Raw genomic sequence first — 24,800 nt, forward strand, 5'->3', positions numbered from 1 at the left:
CGAACGTAGCCGGTGCCTTGGATGATTAGCTCAAAGAAGACCTAACAGGATGCGACCGACAACGCGGGCAATTCCTCCAACAGCTTCCCCAGCGATTTCCCCGAGTGGCATGGTTGTCCTGTAAGCGGCCTAACACCAGAATTAAGCCGTGCCGCGAAGCGGCATCGGCTTGAATGAATTGTTAGGTGCCAGCCAGTTAAAGTGCAACATAAGCCTCCTCTTTGACCCTCGTGCCGTCCGGGTTGGTCCAAGACAAGACAGCGTTGTACGCGCTGGGGCTGCTGAGATGTATGGCGGCGATTAGCGTGATGGACGATCCGGGCATGAGGCGCTTTGCCGGGAATTTCTCGGCGTACTCGGAAGCAATGATGGGGTTATCCTCCGGCCTTTGGAGCAGCAACTCAATCTCTGCGTCGCGCGCCTCAGCCTCACCAACATTTGTGAGGCGGAAGCGATAGTTCTTGCCATCGCGGAAGAGATCAAGCGACAGACGGGCTACGCTCCTGCCACGCTCTTCGCGGAGAAGTAGCTCCAACTGCTTCTCCGCTAGCTTTGCCGTCGCTCGCTGGAGGTCGTTAGCCTCGCGTTGGAGTTTTCTCTGCCCGTTCCAAGCGATGATGCTGACTAGAACAGCGAAGCATGCGATTGCTGTTGCAAGCAGCTCGTACTGCGACATAGCTCCCCCTGGCACCTAACACTTAGTAGATGTAAAAATTCGAGTATAAACACCGGGCACGCGGGGCCCTGAGAGACTCCCGGCCACGGAAAACCTCCACCAGATCAGCCACTTGCTTCGCCCCTCTTCGGCCGCCCCCGCAGCCAGCCCCCCGGCGATTGTGCAGCTTTTGGGGTGCTATGTCTTATCACCCAAAAAATCGGGTGATATCCGCCAGATCCACTCCCCGCGTCCTCCACTCTGGCCTTCCCCCAGCCCCCATGCTCCAATACGCCCCGAAGCGGGGGTACCGCGCGCCACATCTGGCGCCCGGTTGAGACACACCCTTCGAACCTGACGCGGTTGATACCGCCGTAGGGAAGCTTCGCGTGGCCACCGGTACGCCCGGGGTCCGTGCGCTCCTGCTTCGTGCGTCCGCAATTGCGGTCATCCTCTTCGAAGCGGGACCACGCCATGAATGCAGTGACCTCCGATCTGGCCCGTCAGGCCGACCAGCTTTCCTCCGATGTCGTCCGCCCGATCCCGGGCTCGCGCAAGATCCACGTCGCCGGTTCACGCCCGGACCTGCGGGTGGCGATGCGCGAGGTGGTGCTCGAGCGCACGCCGACCTTGTTCGGCGGCGAGGACAATCCACCGCTGGCCGTCTACGACACTTCCGGCCCGTATACCGACCCGGACGTGGCCATCGACCTCAACCGTGGGCTCGCACCGCTGCGTGCACAGTGGATTGCCGAGCGCGGCGACACGGTCGAGTTGGATGGACCCACCTCCGACTTCGGCCGGCAGCGCGATGCGGATCCCAGGCTGGACGCGATCCGCTTCAGCAACCGCCCGCGCCCGCGCCGTGCCGCGCCCGGCACCAACGTCACCCAGATGCACTACGCCCGTCGGGGCATCATCACGCCGGAGATGGAGTACATCGCCATCCGCGAGAACCAGCGCCTGGACGCGCTGGCCGACGCAGGCCTGCTGGCCCAGCACCCGGGGCAGTCCTTCGGCGCCTCGATCCCGATGCGCATTACCCCGGAGTTCGTGCGCGACGAGGTCGCCCGCGGGCGCGCCATCATCCCGTGCAACATCAACCATCCCGAGAGCGAGCCGATGATCATCGGCCGCAACTTCCTGACCAAGGTGAACGCCAACATCGGCAACTCCGCCGTCAGTTCCGGCATCGCCGAGGAGGTCGAGAAGCTGGTCTGGGCGATCCGCTGGGGTGCGGACAACGTCATGGACCTGTCCACCGGCAGGCACATCCACGAGACGCGCGAGTGGATCCTGCGCAACTCGCCGGTGCCGGTCGGCACGGTGCCGATCTACCAGGCGCTGGAGAAGGTCGGCGGCGTCGCCGAGGCGCTGACCTGGGAGGTGTTCCGCGACACGCTGATCGAGCAGGCCGAGCAGGGCGTGGACTATTTCACCATCCACGCCGGCGTGCTGCTGCGCTATGTGCCGCTGACCGCCAAACGCGTTACCGGCATCGTCAGCCGCGGCGGCTCGATCATGGCCAAGTGGTGCCTGGCCCACCACCGCGAGAGCTTCCTTTACGAGCACTTCGAGGAGATCTGCGAAATCATGAAGGCCTACGACGTGGCTTTCAGCCTGGGCGACGGCCTGCGCCCGGGCTCGATCGCCGACGCCAACGACGCGGCCCAGTTCGCCGAACTCGAGACCCTGGGCGAGCTGACGCAGATCGCCTGGAAGCACGACGTGCAGACCATGGTCGAGGGCCCCGGCCACGTGCCCATGCACCTGATCAGGGAGAACATGGACAAGCAGCTGGCCGAGTGCGGCGAGGCGCCGTTCTACACCCTCGGGCCGTTGACCACCGACATCGCGCCCGGCTACGACCACATCACCAGCGCCATCGGCGCGGCGCTGATCGGCTGGTACGGCACGGCGATGCTTTGCTACGTCACGCCCAAGGAGCACCTGGGCCTGCCCAACAAGAACGACGTGCGCGAAGGGCTGATGGCCTACCGGATCGCCGCCCACGCCGCCGACCTGGCCAAGGGCCACCCTGGTGCGCAGGCGCGCGACAACGCGCTGTCGAAGGCGCGCTTCGAGTTCCGCTGGCAGGACCAGTTCAATCTGGGCCTGGACCCGGAGCGGGCCATGGAATACCACGACGAGACCATGCCCAAGGAGGCGCACAAGAGCGCGCACTTCTGCTCGATGTGCGGCCCGAAGTTCTGCTCGATGCGGATCAGCCAGGACGTGCGTGACTACGCCGCGGAGAATGGCCTGAACGACGCCGCCGCGCTGGAAGAGGGCATGAAGGCCAAGGCGGAGGAATTCCGCGCCACCGGCGCCGACGTCTACAACCCCCTGTAAGGCGCAATAGCCACCACCAGGCGCCGTATTGCGCCGAATCGGCACCGGCAGCGCCAGCCCCCTCCCCGAACGATGGAGGCGGACGGGGAGGGTGTTGCCGGGGCCGGAGGTTTTCGGCGCAATACGCCGGCCGGGGCCGGCTGTTGCGCCCTGCGGGCGTCAGGCTTTCAGGCGGCCCGCCAGGCCCTCGAGCCAGGCGCGCCAGGTCTGGCCATCCCGGGTCGGGTCGTATTCGCTGCCGAGTGCCTGCACGCGGGCGCCCAGTGCGGGCTCGTCATGGCCGCCGGCCAGCAGCAATTCGAGTTCGCGGCGGGTGCTCGCCACCAGCTCGGGCTTCTCGCTGTCGCGGTAGTACTCGGCCACCGCCCCGGGGGTGTCGTGCTCCATCGCCCAGTCCTGGTGGAAGTAGGCGGACAGGAAGTTCTGCAGTCCGGGGTATTCGCTCATACAGGTCACGGTGCGGTCGGGTATCCGGTGACGATTCTAAAGCCGATGTCCTCGATCCGGTCCGAGCGCTCCAGCACCAGCTTCACCGAGTACACGTCCCCGGCCTGGCTGTCGCCACGCTCCACCGAGATGCCGGTGCGCGAGTCGAAGCTGGCGTCGATCACCAGGCGGTTGCCGCCGGCACCGTCCAGCCAGGCGTCGACCCCGTCCTGGTTCGCCATCAGGGTCTCGGCGACCAGGCGCTCGGCCTCGGGCAGGTCGATGAAGCTGGAGGCGGCGCTGATGTTGTCGCGGTTGACCCGGTCGACCAGCCACTGCTCGCTCTTGCCGACGTGGCGGTCGATCAGGTGGCCGCCGGCGTCCTCGTGGGCGATCAGGCCGCCGCCGGGCACCTCGGGAGCATCCGGTGTGTCGACCGCGCCGAGCAGGGCATCGAGATCGCCGATCGTGGCCTCGACGGCTTCGCGGTCGGTGAACGACAGCGAATCGGCCGGCAGCTGCTGCAGCGCGCTGCGGACCTCCCCCAACAGCGGCATGAGCTGCTCGGCGAACACCGGGCTGCGCTCGGCCAGGGTGATCGCCTCGCCGGTGGACTCGAGGAACCCGCCCAGTTCGCCGTCGGCGGCGAGCTGTTCGAGGTGCGAGGGCAGGTCGATGCCGCCACGGCTGGCGGCGGTGGACAGGGACAGCGCGTCGAATGCGCCAGCGGCCTGGAACAGGTGGCTGGCCGGTGCCTGTTGCAGCATCGACAGGCCGGGTTGCAGGGAACCAAGGTCCATGGAGGGGCTCCGCGGGGAAAGGTCCGTGGAGTCTGGCCGCCAGGACGCGTGCCGGACATTGGCGCTTGCCCTAGGTGGCGCTGCCGCAATCCCGCTGAGTCCACCCTGAACACGCGGCACCGCCAAGCAGGCGCGCGGGGGCGGTTCTGGACTGTAATAGGGGCTTACAGGGGGAAAGGTCCGGCAGGCCGTTCCCGCACCGCGGGATTCCCACCGCAACCTTAGACGGCGGCGTACGCAACCCGCCAGCCGGCATGCGTCCGGGACGTGTGCCGGTTATGGCGTTGCGCACGCTGCAAGCGAGCAGCATGTCCGAGCGGCCAGACACCAGCACCAGCGCACCTGCAGAGCGACTGCGGGTCGGCGACTGCGTAGTCGACCTGCCGCTGCGCGAGGTCCACGCCCCCGGCGCCCGGCGCCCCCGGCGGATCACGCCCAAGGCGCTGGGGGTGTTGCGCGCGCTCGCCACCGAGCCGGGCCGGGTAGTGAGCCGGGAGAGCCTGCTGGCGCGGGTCTGGCCGGACACCTTCCCGACCGATGACGTGCTGACCCAAGCGGTGACCCAGCTGCGCAAGGCGTTCTCGGACGCAGGCGGCGCCCCCTATATCGAGACCATCGCCAAGGGGGGGTACCGGTTGCTGGCGCCGGTGGAGTGGCTCGCCGCGGAAGGACCATCCGCACACGCGGAGCCGGGGGGCGACGGCGTTCCCGCGGCGCTTGGCAAGCCTGGAACACCTGGTGCTGGCGCCCCGGCCAGCCGCGGCCGGCACTGGCTGCCGGCGATGCTGGCGATCAGCGCCGGGGTCCTCGTGCTGGTGCTTGGGGCGATCCTGCTCCTGCGCCCCGGACCTGAGCCGGAGTCGGAGCCGGCACCGGCTCCGCCGGAAACCGCCTCCGCAAGCCTGCCCATGGTGGTGGCGGAGCGCCCCTACACCCTGATCACCTCGGCTCCGGGTTTCGAGCTCAGCCCGACCCTGTCGCCCGACGCCTCGATGGTCGCCTACGCGGCGAGCCTGCCGGGCCGGCGCGGCACTGCGATCCTGGTCCAGACCACGGGGCAGTCCAGCCCGCGCCAGTTGACCCGGCCCGGCATCACCGAGGCGGACCGCAACCCGGAGTGGTCCCCCGACGGCCGGCAGATCGCCTACGTCCGGGTGGGCCCGGACGAGCGTTGCCGGATCATCCTGATGGCGGCCAGCGGCGCGGGCGCACGCTCGGTGGGGGACTGCAGTGACAGCATGTCCAAGGTGTTCGCCTGGGCGCCGGACGGACGCGGGCTGCTGTTCGGCAGCGCCGTTGCCGCGGCCGGCAACACCGGCATCCGCCGGCTGGACCTGGACAGTGGCCGCTGGCACCCGCTGGAGTACACGCGCTCGCCGACCGATGTGGATACCTTGCCGCGGACATCGCTGGACGGCGAGTGGATCGTCTTCGCGCGCAATGCCCAGCTCGGTGGGCTGTGGCGCGTGCCCGTGGGCGGCGGCACGGCCGAACCCCTGACCGCGGGCAACATCGAAGTGCGTGGCTGGGACTGGCAGGACCCGGGCACCGTGGTGTTCGCCGGGCGCGCCGGCGCGCGCGGGCGCCTGTACCGGCTGGAGCTGGGCAGCGGCGAGATCACCGACATGGGGGTGCCGGATGCGCATTCCCCGGTGGTGTCACAGGCCGCGGGCAAGCTGGCCTTCGTCAGGCGGCATCCGCAGTTCGGCATCTATGCCATCGACCGCGCCGGTGGCGTGGTGCCCGGCGGTGGTGGTCCCGCCGATGTGTCCACGCTCGGCGAGCCGGTGGACCGCGCCGCGCAGACCGCGATCCCGGGCTGGCCGGCCGAGCAGCTGTTCGCCTCCAGCGGCCGTGACATGCTGCCTTCGGTATCGCCTGACGGACGCCAGCTGGTGTTCACCTCCGACCGTTCCGGCAGCTATGAGCTGTGGTGGGGGCGGCTGGACTCGCCGGGTTCCCTGCGCCTGGTCGAGGGCGTCGATCCGCAGGCCCGCAGGTTGCCCGAATGGTCGCCCGACAGCCGCCGGGTGATGCTGGTCGGGCTGGACCGCAACGGTGCGCCGGGTGTCTACGAGGTCGTCGCCGCAAGCGGGCAGGTGGTGCGCCTGCCGGTGCCAGTCGAGGAACCGACCCAGGCGCTGTACCTGCCTGATCCGGATCGCGCGCTGGTCGGGATGCGCGAGGCGGGCGGCGAACTGCAGCTGGTCCTGTACGACCGCAGTGGCGCCGGCGACTGGCGCGAACTTGCCCGGCTGGGGGATGTTGGCCATGTCCGGGTGGATGCGCCGCGCGGGCGGATCCTGTTCACCCGGCAATCGGCGGACGGACTCTGGGCGGCCGCGCTGGACCTGTCGGCCGCAAGCGTCGTGCGGCTGGAAGAGCACGTGCCGACCCGGGCCCGCCGGCGCATGTGGGATGTCGACCAGGCCGGCCGGATCGCCTACATAGACCAGGGGCCGCATTGCCGGACGCGCCTGAGCTATATCGGCGATGGCCCCCTAGCGCCGCCGCGTTGCCTGGGCAGCGGCCGGCTGCCGGCAGCGAACGGGTTCAGCATCGCGGCCTCGGGCGAGGTGCTGTACCTGCCGCTGGCGGTCCGCGACGGGGCGGACATCGGTTTCATGGCGCTTTCCGGGGCGGATCCGTTACCCGAGCGTCGTTCGAGCCATCCGCACAACTGACTGAAACGTAAGGAAAAACTTCCTTCGGAAGTTTTTCGGCGCCAGATTCGGCAAGATTTCGCCACCATTTCCGCACAACTTCCGGACCGCCCTCCCGGCAGCCGCCATGGTCGGAACCATCACGTCTGACCGGATGGAGGGGAAATGGAACAGGTGCAATGGGCTGACCGCGGCCGACTGCTGCAGCCGGTGCCCGCCGGCGCCGAAACCCGCGTGGAGCCAATGGGCCTTTCACGCATGGGGGCGGCCCAGCCGTCGCCGGGGCTGTTTTCGTTCTGGATCCAGTTGCGCGGCAGTTCCTGGATCGAGGCGCGCGAAGGCCGCTTCCGCCTGCGGGCCGGTGAATGGATCGTGCTGGAACGCGATTCCCGCGCGCAACTGCAGGCGGACCGGCGCGGCGTGTGCGTGGGACTCGCCGTGGGCACCGCGGTGCTGGCGCAGCTGGTCCGTGGCGGCGCCGCTCCGCTGCACGTGGGGCAGGGGCGGATGTCGAGGGGCGACCTGCGCACCGTGGTCCGCCTGTGGCGGCGCGTGGCGGCGGCTCCGGTGGCCGATCCGGCCGTGCTGAGGCCGCTGTTGGCGCACATGGCGGCCCTGCAGGCCGAGTTGGCCGAGTGCCTGCCGCGCTGCCCCGGCCGTTCGCGCGGGCGCAAGCAGCAGGTGTTCAGCCGGCTGCAGCGTGCGCGCCTGTACCTGGAAGGCAACCGCGACCGGGTGGTGCGCATCGCCGAGCTGGCGGAGCTGACCAGCTTCTCCAGCTGGTACTTCTCCAAGACCTTCCACCAGGTCTACGGCGAGAGCCCGCAGGAGTCGTCCGCGCGCCTGCGCCTGGAGTACGCCGCGGAGCTGCTGCGCGAGACCGACATGATGATCGGCGAGGTCGCCGCGGCGTGCGGCTTCGACAATCCCTGCAGCTTCGCCCGCGCCTTCCGCACCCGGCACGGGTCCTCGGCGTCGGCCTACCGTGCCGCGATGCGCGCCGGGCAGGCCATGGCGGACCAGGAGCCGCCGTACCGCAAGGCGGCCTGAGCACGGCGCCCGCGGAAAAAGGAAAAAGGCCGCCGAAGGGGCGGCCTTTTTCGTGATCGCGCCATGCGGGGCTCAGGGGCCGTGGCGCTCGGAAACCGGTGCGTGGGCGTGGCGGGCGATCGCGTCGTTGAGGATCTTCTTGGCTTCGGCGGCATCGCCCCAGCCCTCCAGCTTCACCCACTTGCCCTTCTCCAGGTCCTTGTAGTGCTCGAAGAAGTGGCCGATGCGCTCCAGCCAGTGCGGGCTGACCTGGCCGATGTCGCTGATGTGCGCGTAGCCGGCGAACACCTTGTCGACCGGCACCGCCAGCAGCTTCTCGTCGCTGCCGGCCTCATCGCTCATCTTCAGCACCCCGACCGGGCGGCAGCGGATCACCGAGCCCGGGATCAGCGGCAGCGGCAGGACCACCATCACGTCGGCCGGATCGCCATCGCCGCACAGGGTCGCCGGAACGTAGCCGTAGTTGCACGGGTAGCGCATCGGGGTCGACAGGATGCGGTCGACGAAGATCGCCCCGGATTCCTTGTCCACCTCGTACTTGACGGGCTCGGCGTCCTTGGGGATCTCGATGATGACGTTGATTTCTTCCGGCGGGTTCTTGCCGGTGCTGACGTGGTCCAGGCCCATGCGGGTACGGCTCCGGTGGCGCCGGGCATGGCCCGGCAGTGGGGAAAGCCGGCCATTTTACTCCGCGCCCGGCCCCCACGCATTCAGGGCGGCGCGGCGCGCAGCCGCGGCGCCGCCTGAACAGGGACGGCATGGCTGGGGGCGACCCGAGGGTGGGGCACGCCCCAGCTTGGACCGCCCCATACCGGCGCGTATCCATGTCTGTCACTTTTCCGCAACAACGCAGGTCACGCCATGTCGCTCAATCTCGATGCCGCTTCGGCCCAGTCCCTCGCCCAGCAGGACATCCAGACCTACTGGGACAACCCGGCCGCCCCGGACACCGGCCACGCCCCCGGCCTCACCGGCCCGGCTCCGGTCGAGGGACCTCCCGCCCAGCTGGGCGAGGCGGTGCGGATCGAAGGCGGCTCGAACGGTACCCGGCTGGAGTCGTCGGCGACGCCCGACGGCAAGGAGATCGTCCGCGGGGAGCTGCACCAGGGCGAGGAGGCGACGGTCACGCGCGAGCAGACGATCGTCGACTACGGCTTCGGCCAGACCTACGTCAGCAGCGACCAGGTGGTGTTCTCCACCGGCAAGGGCAACGACAACATCCAGATCGACCAGCGCGACGACGGCGTGCTGGACATCCTGGTCAATGGCGAGAGCTACGAGGTGAAGCTGGCCCAGGGCCAGGAGCTGACCCTGCGTACCGGCGCCGGCGACGACGTGATCGAGGCCACGCCCAACGTGACCGTGAACATGGTGGTCGACGCCGGCGAGGGCAACGACCGCATCACCACCGGCATGGGCGATGACCGGGTCGACGGCGGTGCCGGCGACGACTACATCGCCAGTGCCGGGGGGCGCAACGACCTGTTCGGCAACTCGGGCAACGACGAGATCCACGGCGGCGAGGGGGTCAACATCATCCACGGCGGCGACGGCGACGACGCGCTGTACGCCGGGTCCGGCGTCAACTTCATCGAAGGCGGGGCCGGCGACGACCGCATCCAGGGCGCGGGCGGCGAGGACATCATCTCCGGTGGCCTGGGCGACGACGTCATCACCCTGGCCGGCGGGCGCAACCACGTCTATACCGGCCAGGGCGCCGACAGCGTCGAGGGCGCCGGCAGCGAGGACACCGTCTACGCGCAGGCCTCGGACCTGATCAACAGCCAGGCCGGTGGCCTGCGTCCGACCGTGATCAACGTGGAGATCGACGCCAATGTCGGCCACAGCGTCACGGTCGAGGGCTCGGACGGTTTCCGCCAGCGGGTGGAGGCGGAAATGGAATTCCTGAAGGCCTCGCCGAATGGGCAGCAGATGCTGGCCGAGTTCGACCAGGCGGCCGAGGCCAAGGGCAACACCGTGACCATCAAGGAGCTGGCCAACGAGGAGAACGGCTACGCCCAGACCTTCAGCAATGACGCCGACATCGTGGACGGGCGCGCCGGGGCCGGCGGCAACGTGGACATCAGCTACAACCCGTCCTTCCACATGGACGCCTTCCCGGCGCCGGTGGTGGTGCTGTATCACGAGATGTCGCATGCCTACAACGGCGTGAACGGCACCTTCCTGCCGGGCACCTACCGTGGCGAGGGCCCGGACTCCGGGCAGGTCCCCAATGCCGAGCGCCAGGCGGTGGGTCTTGAGACCAGCGCCGAACCCTTCGACTTCGACGGCGACCCCTCCACCCCGGCGACCACCCACAACCCGATCCACCTGACCGAGAACGGCATCCGCCGCGAGCTGGGCCTGCCGGATCGCCCCAGCTACGCGCTGTAAGCACGGCGGGGCAGGGATGCCCTGAAAAGACGGGCGGCACGCAGGGATGCGTGCCGCCCGTTCCGTTTTTCCCCAAGAACAGCGTCTAGAGCAGCGGCACCATCAGCAGTGCCACGATGTTGATGATCTTGATCAGCGGGTTGATCGCCGGGCCGGCGGTGTCCTTGTAGGGATCGCCCACGGTGTCGCCGGTGACCGCGGCCTTGTGCGCCTCGCTGCCCTTGCCGCCGTGGTTGCCGTCCTCGATGTACTTCTTGGCGTTGTCCCAGGCGCCGCCGCCGGTGGTCATCGAGATCGCCACGAACAGGCCGGTGACGATGGTGCCGATCAGCAGTCCGCCCAGCGCCTTCGGGCCCAGCAGCAGGCCGACCACGATCGGCACCGCGACCGGCAGCAGCGAGGGAACGATCATCTCCCGGATCGCCGAGCGGGTGAGCATGTCGACCGCGCGCGAGTAGTCCGGCTTGCCGGTGCCGGCCATGATCCCGGGGATCTCGCGGAACTGCCGGCGCACCTCCTCGACCACCGCGCCCGCCGCGCGGCCCACCGCCTCCATGGCCATCGCCCCGAACAGATAGGGGATCAGGCCGCCGACCAGCAGGCCGATGATCACCTCGTGGTCGGACAGGTCGAAGGCGAACAGTTCACCCGGGTTGCTGGCCTGCAGGTTGTGGGTGTAGTCGGCGAACAGCACCAGTGCGGCCAGCGCCGCCGAGCCGATGGCGTAACCCTTGGTCACCGCCTTGGTGGTGTTGCCGACCGCGTCCAGCGGGTCGGTCACGTCGCGGACCTCGGGCGGCAGCTCGGCCATCTCGGCGATGCCGCCGGCGTTGTCGGTGATCGGCCCGTAGGCATCGAGCGCGACGATCATCCCGGCCATCGACAGCATCGAGGTGGCGGCGATCGCGATGCCGTACAGCCCGCCCAGCGCATGGCAGGCCCAGATTGCGATGCAGACCGCGATCACCGGCCAGGCCGTGGACTTCATCGAGATCCCCAGCCCGGCGATGATGTTGGTGCCGTGCCCGGTGGTCGATGCCGCGGCGATGTGCTGCACCGGCTTGAACTGGGTGCCGGTGTAGTACTCGGTGATCCAGACGATCGCTCCGGTCAGCGCCAGCCCGATCAGCGCGCACCAGTACAGGCGGGCCGCGCCGGTGGCGAAGTCGTCCATCAGCAGGGTGGTGACCGGGTAGAACGCGATCGCCGCCAATACCGCCGAGACGATCACCCCCTTGTACAGCGCGCCCATGATCGAGCCGCCCGCCTTCACCCGCACGAACATGGTGCCGATGATCGAGGCGATGATCGACACCCCGCCCAGCACCAGCGGGTAGAGCACGCCGTTGGCGCCCACGGTGCCGGCCATCAGGTAGCCCAGCAGCATGGTGGCGATGACGGTGACCGCATAGGTCTCGAACAGGTCGGCGGCCATGCCGGCGCAGTCGCCGACGTTGTCGCCCACGTTGTCGGCGATCACCGCCGGGTTGCGCGGGTCGTCCTCGGGGATGCCGGCCTCGACCTTGCCGACCAGGTCCGCGCCCACGTCCGCGCCCTTGGTGAAGATGCCGCCGCCCAGCCGGGCGAAGATCGAGATCAGCGAAGAACCGAAGGCCAGGCCCACCAGCGCATGCAGCGCGTCCTCGCCGACGATGCCCATCGCCCCCAGCGTCCACCAGTATCCGGCTACGCCCAGAAGTCCCAGCCCGACCACCAGCATCCCGGTGATCGCGCCGCCGCGGAAGGCGACATCCATCGCCGGGCCGATGCCGCGCCGCGCTGCCTCGGCGGTGCGCACGTTGGCGCGCACCGAGACGTTCATGCCGATGTAGCCGGCCGCGCCGGACAGCACGGCGCCGATCAGGAAGCCCCCGGCCGTGGACCAGCCCAGGAACACCCCGACCAGCACGAACAGCACCACCCCCGCGATCGAGATGGTGAGGTACTGCCGGTTGAGATAGGCGCGCGCGCCTTCCTGGATCGCGCCGGCGATCTGCTGCATGCGTTCGTTGCCGGCGGGTTGTGCGCTGATCCAGCGCGTGGACACGACCCCGTAGAGGATCGCGATGACGGCGCAGACCAGCGCCAAGGCCAAACCGTACTGCTCCAGCATGGACCCCTCCCAGAGAGTGGACTTACATGGAATTTCCGAGTCACCAACCTGTTGTGGTCGCCGCAAAGCCCCCCGTCGGCAACCCCCCGACTATGGCACAGCTCCCGGCACGTGGCCCGGGTAAGCGAAGCGCACCCGCGACCGCCCCCGGCTCACCCGCGTCCCCCAACGTCAACATCCGATTCAGCCCGCCCCCCACACGCTCCCTTCCGCCCCCGCAGCGGAATCCCGACATGCGCCAGCCCATCCCGACGACCCTGCTTGCCTTGCTCCTGGCCGCGCCCGCGGCCGTGCCTGCCCAGCAACCGGAAATCGACCGCCCCGAGGCCGCACCGCAGGCGGTCGGCGCCGTGCACACCCTGCGGGCGATCCCGGAAGCGTGCGTACGCCTGGAGGGCCGTTTCACCGGCAACCCGGCCGAGCCGTACGAGATGGCAGCCGTGCGCAGCAGCCCCGGTTGCCAGCCGCGCGCCCGCTTCGCCGATGCCGACGGAACGGGCGAGGGCTGGCTGCTCAACGACCGGATCACCGTGCCCAGCGCCGGGTGCCCGGCGCAGAAGGCCGTGGTGCGGGTGTGGCGCCACCCCGGCGGGGCGACCCCGCCGCAACTGGACGCGCAGGGACGCGCCCGGATCTACCTGGACGAGGGACGGCAAGCCTCGCAGGCCGGGCGCCTGGCCGCGGTCACCGCCTTCGCCGCCACGCTGGAGGTGGAAGGCGCCAGCTGCGACTGACCGTAATGCAGGGCGGGGCGTCAGCCCTCCCAGGGCTCCAGCTTCGGCGCGACCGTCTCGTTCTTCAGCGACACGTACTTCGGCAGCCCGTCCTTGCCATAGGGGGGCGGCGCCTCGCCGGCGATCAGCGGCTGCAGGTAGGCCCGGGCCTTGTCGGTGATGCCGTAGCCATCGCGGCGGATGAAGCCGGCGGGGATCTTCTTCTCCCTGTTGGCGATCTTCGACAGCGGCGCCGGCTCGATCTTCCAGCGGTACGGGCTGTCGGAGGTGCGCACGATCACCGGCATCACCGAGTTCATCCCGGCCAGCGCGTACTCCACCGCCTTCTCGCCGACCGCGGTGGCCTGCGCCAGGTCGGTCGCGCTGGCCAGGTGCCGGGCCGAGCGCTGCAGGTAGTCGGGCAGGGCCCAATGGACCTTGTAGCCCAGTGCGTCCTTGACCCGGCCGGCCAGGTGCGAGGCGACGCCGCCCAGCTGGGTGTGGCCGAAGGAGTCCTTGCTCCCGCCGGCGTCGGCGACGAACGTGCCGTCGGCGGTGCGGATGCCCTCGCTGGCCACCACCACGCACCAGCCGACGCGCTCGACCGTCGCCTTCACCCTGGCGAAGAAATCCGCCTCGTCGAACTCGCGCTCCGGGAACAGGATCAGGTGCGGCGCCTCGTCGGGACCGTTGCCGGCCAGCCCCGCGGCGGCGGCGAGCCAGCCTGCATGCCGGCCCATCGCCTCGTAGACGAACACCCGGGTGGAGGTGTCGGCCATCGCCGCCACGTCCAGCGCCGCCTCGCGCACCGACACCGCGGTGTACTTGGCCGCCGAGCCGAAGCCCGGGCAGCAGTCGGTCACCGCCAAGTCGTTGTCGACGGTCTTGGGCACCCCGACGCAGGTCAGCGGATAGCCGAACTCCTTCGCCAGCCTGGACACCTTGAGCGCGGTGTCGGCCGAGTCGTTGCCGCCGTTGTAGAGGAACCAGCGCACGTCGTGGGCCTGGAAGACCTCGAGCAGGCGCTCGTACTTCGCCCGGTCCTCGTCCAACGACTTGAGCTTGACCCGGCACGAGCCGAAGGCGCCGCCGGGGGTGTGTGCCAGGCCGCGGATGGTGGTGATCGATTCCTTCGAGGTGTCGATCAGCTCCTCGCGCAGCGCGCCGAGGATGCCGTTGCGGCCGGCCAGCACCTTGACCCGGCGCGCGCGCGCGGCCTGGATGACGGCGGAGGCGGTGGCGTTGATGACGGCGGTGACGCCGCCCGACTGGGCGTACAGCAGTGTTCCGGAGGGCATTGTTGCTCCATGCAGTGGATGCCGGGACGGCGGGAAGGTGCGTGCCGCAATGCTTCGGGCATGTGCCCGGTATGCGTTAAGCTGCCGCCGTTCCGCCCCGGCAGTGGACAGGTGCTGCGAGTTTAGCGCCGCCCCGGCGAGGCACGGTCAATAAAACCGGTAACCCCGCGGCTCCTGGGCCGGGTTCCACAAGGAGACATCGATGCGACTGGTACTTCTCGGCGCGCCCGGTTCGGGCAAGGGCACGCAGGCGACACGAATGAAGGAGCACCTGCAGGTGCCGCACATTTCCACCGGCGACCTGCTGCGCGCGGAAGTGGCCGCCGGCAGCACGCTGGGCCTGGAGGCGAAGGAAGTGATGGCGCGCGGCGAGCTGGTGTCCGACGCGATCCTGCTGGGGATGCTCGAGGACCGCTTCTCGCGCGCCGACACCAAGGACGGCTTCATCCTCGACGGCTACCCGCGCAACCTGGCCCAGGCCGATGCGCTGTGCGCGCTGCTGGACCGCATCGGCCAGCCGGTGGACAAGGCGATCCAGCTCGAGGTCCCGACCGAGATGCTGGTCGAGCGCATCGCCGGACGCGCGCGGGCCGAGGGTCGCGCGGACGACACCCCGGAATCGGTCCGCACCCGGCTGAAGGTCTACGACGACCAGACCACCCCGGTGGTCGATTTCTTCCGCCAGCGCGGCCTGCTGGGCGTGGTCGACGGGGTCGGCTCGATGGACGAGGTGTTCTCGCGCATCATCGAGGCCCTCCGCCCGGTTCCGCCGGTCGGCTGACTTTTCCCCCTCTCCCGCCTGCGGAAGAGGGCCGGGGTGAGGACCCGCACCTTGAAGATCCACATCCTCGGCATCGCCGGCACCTTCATGGGCGGCGTCGCCGCCCTGGCCCGGGAACTCGGCCACCGGGTCGAGGGCAGCGACCAGGCGGTCTACCCGCCGATGTCCACCCAGCTCGAGAAGCTGGGCATCTGGCTGTCCCGCGGCTACGACCCGGCGCACATCTCCGCCGACTGCGACCAGGTGGTGGTGGGCAACGCGCTCTCGCGCGGCAACCCGGCGGTCGAGCAGGTGCTCGACGACGGCCGGCGCTACACCTCCGGCGCCCAGTGGCTGGCGGAGAACGTGCTGCCCGGGCGCGATACCCTCGCTGTCGCCGGCACCCACGGCAAGACCACCACCAGCACGATCCTGGCCTTCCTGTTGGAGGCGGCCGGCCGCGCACCGGGTTTCCTGATCGGCGGGGTGCCCGACGACTTCGGGGTTTCGGCGCGGATCGGCGGCGGCGCCGAGTTCGTGGTCGAGGCCGACGAGTACGACACCGCGTTCTTCGACAAGCGCAGCAAGTTCGTGCACTACCGGCCACGGGTCGCGGTGCTCAACAACCTCGAGTTCGACCACGCCGACATCTTCGACGACCTGGACGCGATCAAGCGCCAGTTCCACCACTTCGTGCGTACTGTCCCGCGGCGCGGCAGGCTGGTCGTCAACGGCGGGGACGCCAACCTGGCGGCGGTGCTGGCGATGGGGTGCTGGACGCCGGTGGAGACCTTCGGCATCGAAGGCGCCACCGCGGTGGCGATGCCGGGGCGTGAGCGCGACGCCGGTTTCGACTGGACCGCGCGGCTGCTCGAGGGCGACGGCAGCGCGTTCCAGGTGCTGCGGGCGGGGCAGCCGGCCGGCGAGGTCCACTGGCCGCTGCTCGGCCGCCACAACGTGATGAACGCGCTGGCGGCGATCGCCTCGGCGGCTGCGGTCGGGGTCGATCCCGCCGTGGTCCTGCCCTCGCTGTCCGGCTTTGCCGGCGTCAAACGGCGGATGGAACTGCTCGGCAGCCACGCCGGCATCACCGTATACGACGACTTCGCCCACCACCCCACCGCGATCGCCACCACGCTCGAGGGCTTGCGGGCCAGGGTCGGCGGGGCGCGGATCGTGGTGGCGATGGAACCGCGCAGCAATTCCATGCGCCTGGGCGCGCATGCCGACGCGCTGGGACCGTCGCTGGCACTGGCCGACCTGGTGGTGTTCCTGCACCGGCCGGAGCTGGCCTGGGATGCCGGCAGGGTGGTGGCGGCGCTGCGCGGGGAAGGCGTCACCACCGCCGATGCCGACGGCTTGATCGCCGCCCTGGACGCGCGCACCCGCGCCGGGGACCACGTGGTGTTCATGTCCAATGGCGGCTTCGATGGCGCGCCGCGGCGCTTCCTCGAGGCCTTGCGCGCGCGCTGAGCCGGGCTCACGACGGTTGCCGCCGCGGTGCGCTAGGCTTTCATCGATGCAAGAGTCGTCCCTTTCCCTGTTCCCGCTGCCCACCGTGCTGGTGCCAGGCGCCGCACTCGGGCTGCGGGTGTTCGAGCCCCGTTACCTCGACCTGGTCCGCGAGTGCGGACGCCGCCAGTGCGGCTTCGGCATCTGCCTGCTGGTGGACGACGGTTCCGGCGAGGCGGCCGCGGCGGCGGCCTACGGCACCGAGGCGGTGATCGAGGATTTCGACACCGGCGAAGACGGCCTGCTGACCATCACCGTGCGTGGCCGGCGGCGCTTCCGCGCCGATACCGTGCGGGTCCGTGACAACGGCCTGCAGGTCGCTTCGGTGGAGTGGCTGGAGGCCGACCCGATCGAGCCGCTGCGCCCGGAGCACGGGCTGCTGGCAACCTTGCTGCGCGGGCTGCTGGAACACGTCGGCGGCGAGCACGCGGACGCCATGGACGAGCATGCCGATGACGCCGCCTGGGTGGGCTGGCGGTTGGCGGAAATGCTGCCGCTCAGTGACGGCCAGCGACAGCAGCTGTTGCAGGAAGACGATCCGCACGTGCGGCTGGACCGGCTGCTGGGATTCTTGCCCGATTCCGACTGACCCGGTCCCGCTGCCGGGATCCGGGCCGCGGGGGCCGGGTCACCTGGCCGCTGCCGCGCCCGCAGTGGTGTGGACGCGCAGTACCGGCAGCCCACTGACCGGGTGCGTGCCATGCATTGAATGCAACCCGTCCAGGTCCTGCCGCAGCTGTTCGTGCGCCCGCCCGTCGTAGGGTTCGGGCCGCCACAGCACCGCCAGGTCGAGCGGCCGCACCACCGACAGCGACTGGGTCGCACCCAGCCACACCGGGGTGCCGTCGGCCAGCGCCACCGGGGCGGGCCACAGGCGCAGGGCCATCCGCTCGCCTGGCGCTGCCTCGCGCAGCATCAGCAGTGCCTCGGCATGGGTATCCAGGGTCGCCGGCAGGACCGCCTGCTCCTCCACCGCCAGGTCGTCGTCCATCAGCGCCAGGGTGGCCACCCAGTCGGCCTGCGGCTGGACCCGCCAGCCGGCGGCTTCCAGCTGCAGGCGCAGCGGCTCCAGCGGACCGGCCACCTGCACGTCCAGTGGCCAGCGCAGGCGCGCATCGCGCTCGTTGCGGTGCGCCGGCAGCTCGGCCCAGCCTTCGCGCCACCAGTCCACCTCGACCACCCGGGGCACCGGCGCGGTCGCCTGCAGCTGAGCCAGCAGCCGGTCTGCGGCGCGCGGCGCATGCCACAGCGCCACCACCATGAAGCTGCCGTAGAACAGCACGGCCAGCGGCCGCATCCAGAACGAACGCGCCACGTGGCTGCGGTAGGCGATGCCCAGCACCAGCAACCAGGCCAGCCCGAACAGGGTCCCGCCGACCAGGTCGCTGAGCCAGTGAGCGCCCAGGTAGAGCCGGGCGAAACCCACGGTGACGGTGACCACCCCGGCCACCAGGTACGGCCAGACCCGCTTGCGGCCAGGCAGCTCACGGGTGATCAGCACCGCAAAGAAGCCGAAGGCGATGGTGACCATGGTCACCGACATCGACGGGAAGCCGAACCCGGCCGGTGCGCCGGGCGGCCGCGGCAGCTGGACCACCGCCTCCAGCAATCCGGTCAGGGCGACGCCGAAACCCAACGCCGCCAGCCAGTGTGCGGCGGCCAGCCAGCGCCGGCGCCACAGCAGCCAGGCCAGGGCGACCAGCGCCGAGGTGCCCAGCACCACCGGGTCGGCCAGGCTCGCCAGCCCCGCCATCAGCCGGTCGGCCAGCGGATGGCGCAGTTCCAGCAGTGCCTGGTGGATCGAGTGGTCCAGCCGCAGCGGCCCGCCGTTGGCCAGCAGCATCGCCAGCCAGGCGAACCAGGCCCAGCTGATCGCCAGCAGGCACACCGCCAGCACCAGCAGCGAGGCGGCGCCACGCCGGTTGGGGTCGACCAGCGCAGCGGCATGGCGGCCCAGCCGGGGATGCCGGCGGGTCCAGGTCAGCGCCCGGGCAAGCAGCGCGTCGGTGTTGTCGGCGAACCAGCGCCAGGTATAGAGCACCCCCGCCCAGGCCAGGCCCAGGGCGGTGACCAAGGCCAGCAGCACCAGCGCCACCCGGTCGGCGACCGCCGCGACCGCTTCGTAGCTCGCCCCCAGTGCCCAGCCGGGCACCAGGAACAGCGCCGCCCAGGCGATGCTGGCGGCCAGGCTGGGCAGCGCGTACTGCCGCAGCGGCATCTGCAGCATGCCGGCGATGGCCGGCACGAACGGCCGGATCGCGCCGACGAAGCGGGCGATGACGATCGCCTTGATGTCGTGCCGGCGGAACATCGTCTCGCCCCGGTCGAGCCATTGCGGATAGCGGCTGAACGGCCAGCGCTCGCGCATCCCGGGGCCGAGCCGGCGTCCCACCCAGTAGCTCAGGCCGTCGCCCACGAAGGCACCGGCGGCGGCGGCGGCGAGTGCGTACGGGCCGTTGACGTGGCCGAGCCCGACCAGCGCACCGGCGGCCAGCAGCAGGGGAAGCGCGGGCACGATGATGCCGAGCACCACCAGTGCATCGCAGAAGGCGATCAGGAAGATCACCGCACCGGCCGCGACCGGGTGCGCGCCGATCCACGCCGTCGCGCTGTCGATCCAGGCCGAATCCATCGGGCAATTATGCCGGGGACGAAGGGGCGGGCGGGCGCCGATGTCCGTAAACTGCCCGACGATGCACGACACCCCGCCCCAACCCGTTGAATTGGCGGCATTGAAGGCCGACAGCTTCGGACGGATCGCGTTGATGCGCGACGCCGGTGGCCGCTTCGTGCGCCGCGACCTGCGCCACGTGCCGATCTGGCTGCGCCTGCCGGCCTGGCTGCTCGCCCGTCGCGAGGCGCACGCGCTGGAGGTGGTGCGCGGGTTGCCGGCGGTGCCCCGGCTGCTGCGCTGGGATGGGCGCCGGCTGGACCGCAGTTACATGGCCGGCGCCGCGATGTACCAGCGTCCGCCGCATGGCGACCTGGCGTATTTCCGCCGCGCCCGCCACCTGCTGCAGGCACTGCATCGCCGGGGCCTGGCCCACAACGACCTGGCCAAGGAGGCGAACTGGCTGGTGCTGGAGGACGGCGCGCCGGCGATCATCGACTTCCAGCTGGCGGTGCGCGGCCATCCGCGCTCGCGCTGGATGCGCCTGCTGGCGCGCGAGGACCTGCGCCACCTGCTCAAGCACAAGCGCACCTATTGCCCCGACGCGATCACCCCGGTCGAACGCCGGGTGCTCCAGCGCCATTCCTGGGTGCGCCAGGCGTGGTTTGCCACCGGCAAGCCGGTGTACCGCTTGGTGACCCGGCGGCTCCTCAAGTGGGAAGACAACGAAGGGCAGGGGCCGAAGCCGTAGGGCGCAATAGCCGCAGGCGTAGTGCGCCGGAGCGGTGAACCGCGGCCTGGCCGGCCATTCCGGCGCACTACGCCTTTGGCCATTGCGCCTACGGGTACCCTAGGTCCATCCGTCGATTCCCGGGACCACCAACATGACGACCCTCTCCGGCAAGACCCTCTTCATCACCGGCGCCTCGCGCGGCATCGGCCGTGCCATTGCCCTGCGGGCGGCCCGCGACGGGGCGAACATCGTCATCGCCGCCAAGTCCGCGGTGCCGAATCCGAAGCTGCCCGGCACCATCCACACGGTCGCCCGGGAGGTGGAGCAGGCCGGCGGCCGCGCGCTGGCGATCCAGTGCGACATCCGCGACGAGGCGCAGGTCCGCGATGCGGTCGCGCAGGCAGTCGCGACCTTCGGTGGCCTGGACGTGCTGGTCAACAATGCCAGTGCCATCTGGCTGCGCGGCGCGCTTGACACCCCGATGAAGCGCTACGACCTGATGCAGGAGGTCAACGCCCGCGGCACCTTCCTGTGCTCGCAGGCCTGCCTGCCGCAGCTGCTGGAGGCGGAGAACCCGCACATCCTGACCCTGTGCCCGCCGCCGAGCCTGGAGCCGAGGTGGTGGGGGCCGCATACCGGTTACACGCTGGCCAAGATGGGCATGAGCTTCGTGACCCTGGGGCTGGCGGCGGAGTTTGCCGGCAGGGTGGCCATCGACGGCCTGTGGCCACGCACGGTCATCGCGACCGATGCGCTGAAGATGATCCCGGGCGTGGACGTGGCCGGCTGTCGTACCCCGGAGATCGTCGCCGACGCCGCCCACGCCGTGCTGGTGCAGCCGGTGTCCGCCGGCACCGGGCGCTTCCTGATCGACGAGGAGGTGCTGCAGGCCGCCGGCGTGGCGGACTTCGGGCAGTACGCCGTCGAGCCGGGCGCGGCCCTGCAGCCCGACCTGTTCCTGTAGCCCGGTGGATGGTGCGCCGTTGGCCGGCGGTTGGCGGCGTCAGGCGTCCGGATCCGACAGGCGCCCGCCGCAGCCGCGGCAGAAGATCGAGTCGGGGCTGTGGCCTTCCAGGCCGCAGTGCCTGCAGCTGCGTGGCTTGCGCGGTTCGCGGCGGGTGTCGCGCAGGCTGCCCGCCAGTTCCGCGGTGTAGATGCCGGTGGGCACGGCAATGATGCTGTAGCCGATCAGCACCAGTGCCGAGGCCACCAGCCGTCCGACCGGGGTCTGCGGGACCAGGTCGCCATAACCCACCGTCGCCATGGTGGTGATCGCCCAGTACATGCCGGTGGGGATGGTGGCGAAACCGTGCTCCGGGCCTTCCACCACGAACATCAGCGCGCCGAACACCACCGCGATGGTCAGCAGCAGGCTGATGAACAGGAAGATCTTGCGCCGGCTGCGCCACAGCGCGCCCAGCAGCACGCCGCTTTCCTCCACGTACTGGGTCAGCTTGAGCACCCGGAACAGCCGCAGCACACGCAGGATGCGGACCACCAGCAGCGCCTGGCTGCCAGGCAGCAGCAGCGACGCGTAGGTCGGCAGGATCGACAGCAGGTCGATCAGGCCCCACAGGCTGAACGCGTAGCGCAGCGGCTGGCGCACCACCAGCAGCCGGACCGCGTATTCCACGGTGAACAGCGCGGTGAACCCCCACTCGAACACGTAGAGGATCCGCGCGTGGTCGACGTGCAGCCACGGATCGCTGTCGAGCATGACCACGATGACGCTGGCCACGATCGCCAGCATCAACCACAGGTCGAAGTTGCGCGCCGGTGGCGTGTCGTGATGGAAGATGATGTGGAACCAGCGCGCCCGCCAGCCATCCGGTGCGGCGGGGTCGAGCCGGGGATTGGGTACCAGTCGCATGGGTCGATTGTGCCGCCGGGGCGTGAAGGCCCCGACGGCGGTCGATCAGCCTGCGCAGGCGCCGAAGGCCTCGCGCGCGGCCGCCACGGTGGCGGCGATCTCCGCCTCCCCATGCGCGCTGGACACGAAGCCGGCTTCGAACGCCGACGGCGCCAGGTACACGCCGCGCTCGAGCATGGCGTGGAAGAAGCGCCCGAAGCGTGCGGAATCCGAAGCGCAGGCGTCCTCGAAGGTCTCCACCGGGCCCTCGCGGAAGTACAGCCCGAACATGCCTGGCGCGCGGGTGGTGTGGAACGGTACGCCGGCCTCGCGCGCGGCAGCCTCCAGACCGTCACACAGCGCGTGGGTGGCCGCTTCGAGCCGCTCGTGGAAGCCCGGCTCGCGGACCAGCTCCAGCGTGGCCAGCCCGGCGGCCATCGCCACCGGATTGCCGCTGAGCGTGCCGGCCTGGTAGATCGGGCCGGCGGGGGCGACCTGCGACATCAGCTCGCGGCGGCCCCCGAAGGCGCCCACCGGCATGCCGCCGCCGATGATCTTGCCGAAGGTGCTCAGGTCCGGGCTGATCCCATAGCGCTCCTGCGCCCCGCCCAGGGCAACGCGGAATCCGGTCATCACCTCGTCGAAGATCAGCAGCGCGCCGTGCTTCGTGCACAGCTCGCGCAGGTGCTGCAGATAGCCCTCGCGCGGCAGGATGCAATTGGCGTTGCCGACGATCGGCTCGATGATCAGCCCGGCAATCGCACTGCCGGCCTCCTCGAACAGCCGGGTCGCAGCGTCGAAGTCGTTGTACGGCAGGGTCAGGGTGAGGTCGGCGAGCGTGGAGGGCACGCCGGGCGAGTTCGGCAGCCCGAGGGTCATCACCCCGCTGCCGGCCTTGACCAGGAAGCTGTCGCCGTGGCCGTGGTAGCAACCCTCGAACTTGACGATCCGGTTGCGGCCGGTGGCGCCGCGCGCCACGCGGATCGCCGACAGGGTCGCCTCGGTACCGGAGTTGACCATCCGCACCATCTCGCAGCTGGGCACGATCGAGGTGATCGCCTCGCCCATCTCCACCTCGAGCGGGTTGGGCACCCCGAAGCTCAGGCCGCGGCGCATGGTCTGCGACACCGCATCCAGTACCTTCGGATGGGCGTGGCCGGCGATCATCGGGCCCCACGAGCCGACGTAGTCGATGTAGCGGTTGCCGTCGACGTCATGCAGGTACGCGCCCTCGGCGCGCTCGGCGAAGAACGGCTCGCCACCCACCGACCGGAACGCGCGCACCGGCGAGTTGACGCCGCCGGGCAGAAGCCGGGAAGCGCGGGTGAACAGGTCGTGCGAGCGGTCGTGGTTCATGGCGTGGGTCCAGATGCAGTAGGGGGAGCGGGATCAGGGAGGCGGGTCGAAACAGGCCTGGTACGCCCGTGCGGCGGCCACCGGATCGGGCGCATCGAACACCCCGGCGATCACCGCCAGCAGGTCGGCGCCGGCCTCGACCAGGCCGCGGCCATTGTCCGGGGTGATCCCGCCAATGGCCACCACGGGTGCCGGAAGCGCGGCGGCCTGCCGCAGCAGGGCGGGGGTGGCGCGCCGGGCGGCAGGCTTGGTGGAGGAGGGAAAGAACGCGCCAAAGGCGACATGGTCGGCACCGGCCGCGAGCGCCCGCCGGGCGCGCCCGGGATCGTCGTAGCACGAGGCGCCGAGCAGTGCGTCCGGCCCCATCGCGGCGCGCGCTTCCTCCAGCGCTCCGTCACCCTCGCCCAGGTGGGCCCCGGCCGCTCCCACCTCCAGCGCCAGTCGCCAGTCGTCGTTGACCAGCAGCGGTACCCGATGGCGCGCGCACGCTTCCACCAGCGCGCTGGCCTGCCGTCGGCGCAGCGCCGGGCCTGCCGGCTTGTTGCGGTACTGCAGCCAGCATGGGTGGAGTGCAAGCAGCGGCTCGAGCCGCGCCAGCAGCCGCCCGGTGTCACCCTCGTCCGGAGTGATCAGGTACAGGCCGCGGGGTCGCGGCGCGGAATGTTCGGGGTCCATGCGCCTTCAATGCCGGGAACGGGGATGGAACAATACCCGCCCGCCCCCAGGAACGACCCGCCATGCCCGACGACGCCCCCACCCTGCGCAGCTGGATGTGCGTGGTCTGCGGCTTCATCTATGACGAGGCCGCCGGCCTGCCGGAAGAGGGCATCGCGCCCGGCACCCGCTGGGACGACGTGCCGGAGACCTGGACCTGCCCGGATTGTGGGACCACCAAGGACGACTTCGAGATGGTCGCCCTGTAAGGGCTCAGCGGCCGGGGATGCCGGGGCCGAACTCCAGTTCGACACCGTTCTGCAGACCCAGGCGCTCCGCCTCGCCGGCATTGAGTTCCAGCACGTACAGCGCCGGCGCCTCGCTCGGATAGCTGGCGCAGGCACCGCCGGGCCTGCAGGGCGGCACGTCCCGCTGCTGGCTCACCAGCCGCCGGGCGGTATCGAAGTACAGGATGTCGAGCGGGATCAGCGTGTTCTTCATCCAGTAGGCCTGCCGGTCCGCGCGGTCATGGATGAACAGCATCCCGCGGTCGGCCGCCATCGATTCACGGAACATCAGGCCGCGGGCCCGCGAACGGTCGTCATCGGCGAGCTCCACCTGGTAGCGCTCGCCGGCCAGTTCCACCCACAGGCCCCCGCTCTCGCCTCCGCTTCCGCTCGCGCAGGCACTCGCCAGCAGCGCCGCGAGGGGGACCAGGAACAACAGGCAGGTACGGAGCGGGGCCATGGAGCACCTTGATGTGGAAGGACGTAGCGACGATCGCCGGGGCCGGGGGCAGCGTCAAGCCGCCGCGCAGGCGACGGATGTTGAAAAAGGGGCTTCCCACCGGCGTACGGCGCA

At 70.2% G+C, this 24,800-nt stretch carries 22 protein-coding genes and 1 riboswitch; of the genes, 11 read left to right on the plus strand and 11 right to left on the minus strand.

All coding sequences use genetic code 11. From position 1 onward, the window contains the following. Positions 1 to 196 precede the first annotated feature (196 nt). Positions 197 to 676 carry a hypothetical protein gene (locus tag LY625_RS13005; protein ID WP_233740737.1) on the minus strand — a complete coding sequence of 160 codons (480 nt, stop codon included), beginning with the start codon at positions 674 to 676 and terminating at the stop codon, positions 197 to 199. 272 nt (positions 677 to 948) lie between these two features. Beyond that, a riboswitch (TPP riboswitch) is annotated at positions 949 to 1,054 on the plus strand. Positions 1,055 to 1,129: 75 nt separating this feature from the next. On the opposite strand from LY625_RS13005, the gene thiC reads away from it, so the two are divergent. Beyond that, positions 1,130 to 3,007, plus strand: a complete 1,878-nt coding sequence (thiC, locus tag LY625_RS13010; RefSeq protein WP_233740738.1) for a phosphomethylpyrimidine synthase ThiC — start codon at positions 1,130 to 1,132, stop codon at positions 3,005 to 3,007. A gap of 159 nt (positions 3,008 to 3,166) precedes the next feature. Here thiC and LY625_RS13015 read toward each other — a convergent pair whose 3' ends face one another. Together LY625_RS13015 and LY625_RS13020 are read right to left on the minus strand one after the other, a co-directional pair. Further along, positions 3,167 to 3,454 carry a contact-dependent growth inhibition system immunity protein gene (locus LY625_RS13015; protein WP_233740739.1) on the minus strand — a complete coding sequence of 96 codons (288 nt, stop codon included), beginning with the start codon at positions 3,452 to 3,454 and terminating at the stop codon, positions 3,167 to 3,169. 5 nt (positions 3,455 to 3,459) lie between these two features. Then, positions 3,460 to 4,233 carry an RNase A-like domain-containing protein gene (locus LY625_RS13020; RefSeq protein ID WP_233740740.1) on the minus strand — a complete coding sequence of 258 codons (774 nt, stop codon included), beginning with the start codon at positions 4,231 to 4,233 and terminating at the stop codon, positions 3,460 to 3,462. Positions 4,234 to 4,541: 308 nt separating this feature from the next. Here LY625_RS13020 and LY625_RS13025 point away from each other — a divergent pair, with 308 nt between their 5' ends. Both LY625_RS13025 and LY625_RS13030 read left to right on the plus strand, forming a co-directional pair. Further along, a complete protein-coding gene (locus LY625_RS13025; protein WP_233740741.1) occupies positions 4,542 to 6,917 on the plus strand; it encodes a winged helix-turn-helix domain-containing protein in 2,376 nt (791 codons plus the stop codon). A gap of 144 nt (positions 6,918 to 7,061) precedes the next feature. Continuing rightward, positions 7,062 to 7,946, plus strand: coding sequence for an AraC family transcriptional regulator (locus LY625_RS13030; protein ID WP_233740742.1), 885 nt, complete (start codon positions 7,062 to 7,064; stop codon positions 7,944 to 7,946). A 72-nt stretch (positions 7,947 to 8,018) separates the two neighbouring features. Here the strand turns inward: LY625_RS13030 and ppa are convergent, their stop codons facing one another. Then, positions 8,019 to 8,573 carry an inorganic diphosphatase gene (ppa, locus tag LY625_RS13035; RefSeq protein ID WP_233740743.1) on the minus strand — a complete coding sequence of 185 codons (555 nt, stop codon included), beginning with the start codon at positions 8,571 to 8,573 and terminating at the stop codon, positions 8,019 to 8,021. Between the two features lie 234 nt (positions 8,574 to 8,807). Here ppa and LY625_RS13040 point away from each other — a divergent pair, with 234 nt between their 5' ends. Next, positions 8,808 to 10,340, plus strand: coding sequence for a M91 family zinc metallopeptidase (locus LY625_RS13040; RefSeq protein ID WP_233740744.1), 1,533 nt, complete (start codon positions 8,808 to 8,810; stop codon positions 10,338 to 10,340). Positions 10,341 to 10,425: 85 nt separating this feature from the next. Here the strand turns inward: LY625_RS13040 and LY625_RS13045 are convergent, their stop codons facing one another. Further along, entirely contained in the window at positions 10,426 to 12,453 is a 2,028-nt protein-coding gene (locus LY625_RS13045) for a sodium-translocating pyrophosphatase (protein WP_233740745.1), read from the minus strand. 233 nt (positions 12,454 to 12,686) lie between these two features. On the opposite strand from LY625_RS13045, the gene LY625_RS13050 reads away from it, so the two are divergent. Next, a complete protein-coding gene (locus LY625_RS13050; protein ID WP_233740746.1) occupies positions 12,687 to 13,187 on the plus strand; it encodes a hypothetical protein in 501 nt (166 codons plus the stop codon). A gap of 20 nt (positions 13,188 to 13,207) precedes the next feature. On the opposite strand, the gene LY625_RS13055 is transcribed toward LY625_RS13050, so the two are convergent. After that, positions 13,208 to 14,464 carry a 6-phosphofructokinase gene (locus LY625_RS13055; protein WP_233740747.1) on the minus strand — a complete coding sequence of 419 codons (1,257 nt, stop codon included), beginning with the start codon at positions 14,462 to 14,464 and terminating at the stop codon, positions 13,208 to 13,210. Between the two features lie 202 nt (positions 14,465 to 14,666). Between LY625_RS13055 and LY625_RS13060 the strand changes: the two genes are divergently transcribed. Genes LY625_RS13060 through LY625_RS13070 form a run of 3 tightly spaced genes read left to right on the plus strand, consistent with a single transcriptional unit; the run spans position 14,667 to position 17,325 of the window. Then, positions 14,667 to 15,245: an adenylate kinase gene (locus LY625_RS13060; protein WP_233740748.1), complete on the plus strand. Its 579-nt coding sequence runs from the start codon at positions 14,667 to 14,669 to the stop codon at positions 15,243 to 15,245. A gap of 51 nt (positions 15,246 to 15,296) precedes the next feature. Further along, positions 15,297 to 16,697, plus strand: a complete 1,401-nt coding sequence (gene mpl, locus LY625_RS13065; RefSeq protein WP_255703530.1) for a UDP-N-acetylmuramate:L-alanyl-gamma-D-glutamyl-meso-diaminopimelate ligase — start codon at positions 15,297 to 15,299, stop codon at positions 16,695 to 16,697. A gap of 46 nt (positions 16,698 to 16,743) precedes the next feature. Next, complete coding sequence (locus tag LY625_RS13070; RefSeq protein ID WP_233740749.1) at positions 16,744 to 17,325, plus strand: LON peptidase substrate-binding domain-containing protein; 582 nt, start codon at positions 16,744 to 16,746, stop codon at positions 17,323 to 17,325. A 39-nt stretch (positions 17,326 to 17,364) separates the two neighbouring features. Here the strand turns inward: LY625_RS13070 and LY625_RS13075 are convergent, their stop codons facing one another. After that, positions 17,365 to 19,368 carry a bifunctional DedA family/phosphatase PAP2 family protein gene (locus LY625_RS13075; protein WP_233740750.1) on the minus strand — a complete coding sequence of 668 codons (2,004 nt, stop codon included), beginning with the start codon at positions 19,366 to 19,368 and terminating at the stop codon, positions 17,365 to 17,367. Positions 19,369 to 19,429: 61 nt separating this feature from the next. Here LY625_RS13075 and LY625_RS13080 point away from each other — a divergent pair, with 61 nt between their 5' ends. Both LY625_RS13080 and LY625_RS13085 read left to right on the plus strand, forming a co-directional pair. Then, positions 19,430 to 20,098 (plus strand): serine/threonine protein kinase, encoded by a 669-nt coding sequence (locus tag LY625_RS13080; RefSeq protein ID WP_233740758.1) that lies wholly within the window; start codon positions 19,430 to 19,432, stop codon positions 20,096 to 20,098. Positions 20,099 to 20,231: 133 nt separating this feature from the next. Next, positions 20,232 to 21,044: an NAD(P)-dependent oxidoreductase gene (locus tag LY625_RS13085; protein WP_233740751.1), complete on the plus strand. Its 813-nt coding sequence runs from the start codon at positions 20,232 to 20,234 to the stop codon at positions 21,042 to 21,044. A 39-nt stretch (positions 21,045 to 21,083) separates the two neighbouring features. Here the strand turns inward: LY625_RS13085 and LY625_RS13090 are convergent, their stop codons facing one another. From LY625_RS13090 to thiE, 3 genes are read right to left on the minus strand one after another with little or no spacing between them, the layout of a single operon-like run. Beyond that, the gene (locus LY625_RS13090) at positions 21,084 to 21,950 is read right to left on the minus strand and encodes an ion transporter (RefSeq protein WP_233740752.1); all 867 of its coding nucleotides are present in this window, start codon (positions 21,948 to 21,950) and stop codon (positions 21,084 to 21,086) included. Between the two features lie 45 nt (positions 21,951 to 21,995). After that, the gene (gene hemL / locus LY625_RS13095) at positions 21,996 to 23,285 is read right to left on the minus strand and encodes a glutamate-1-semialdehyde 2,1-aminomutase (protein WP_233740753.1); all 1,290 of its coding nucleotides are present in this window, start codon (positions 23,283 to 23,285) and stop codon (positions 21,996 to 21,998) included. Positions 23,286 to 23,318: 33 nt separating this feature from the next. After that, positions 23,319 to 23,960 carry a thiamine phosphate synthase gene (gene thiE / locus LY625_RS13100; protein ID WP_233740754.1) on the minus strand — a complete coding sequence of 214 codons (642 nt, stop codon included), beginning with the start codon at positions 23,958 to 23,960 and terminating at the stop codon, positions 23,319 to 23,321. A 62-nt stretch (positions 23,961 to 24,022) separates the two neighbouring features. Here thiE and LY625_RS13105 point away from each other — a divergent pair, with 62 nt between their 5' ends. After that, positions 24,023 to 24,208, plus strand: coding sequence for a rubredoxin (locus tag LY625_RS13105; RefSeq protein WP_233740755.1), 186 nt, complete (start codon positions 24,023 to 24,025; stop codon positions 24,206 to 24,208). A 4-nt stretch (positions 24,209 to 24,212) separates the two neighbouring features. On the opposite strand, the gene LY625_RS13110 is transcribed toward LY625_RS13105, so the two are convergent. Next, positions 24,213 to 24,686, minus strand: coding sequence for a DUF192 domain-containing protein (locus LY625_RS13110; RefSeq protein WP_233740756.1), 474 nt, complete (start codon positions 24,684 to 24,686; stop codon positions 24,213 to 24,215). Positions 24,687 to 24,800: the final 114 nt, after the last annotated feature.

Origin of the sequence: Lysobacter sp. GX 14042 (assembly GCF_021390425.1) — a bacterium.
GTDB lineage: Bacteria > Pseudomonadota > Gammaproteobacteria > Xanthomonadales > Xanthomonadaceae > Novilysobacter.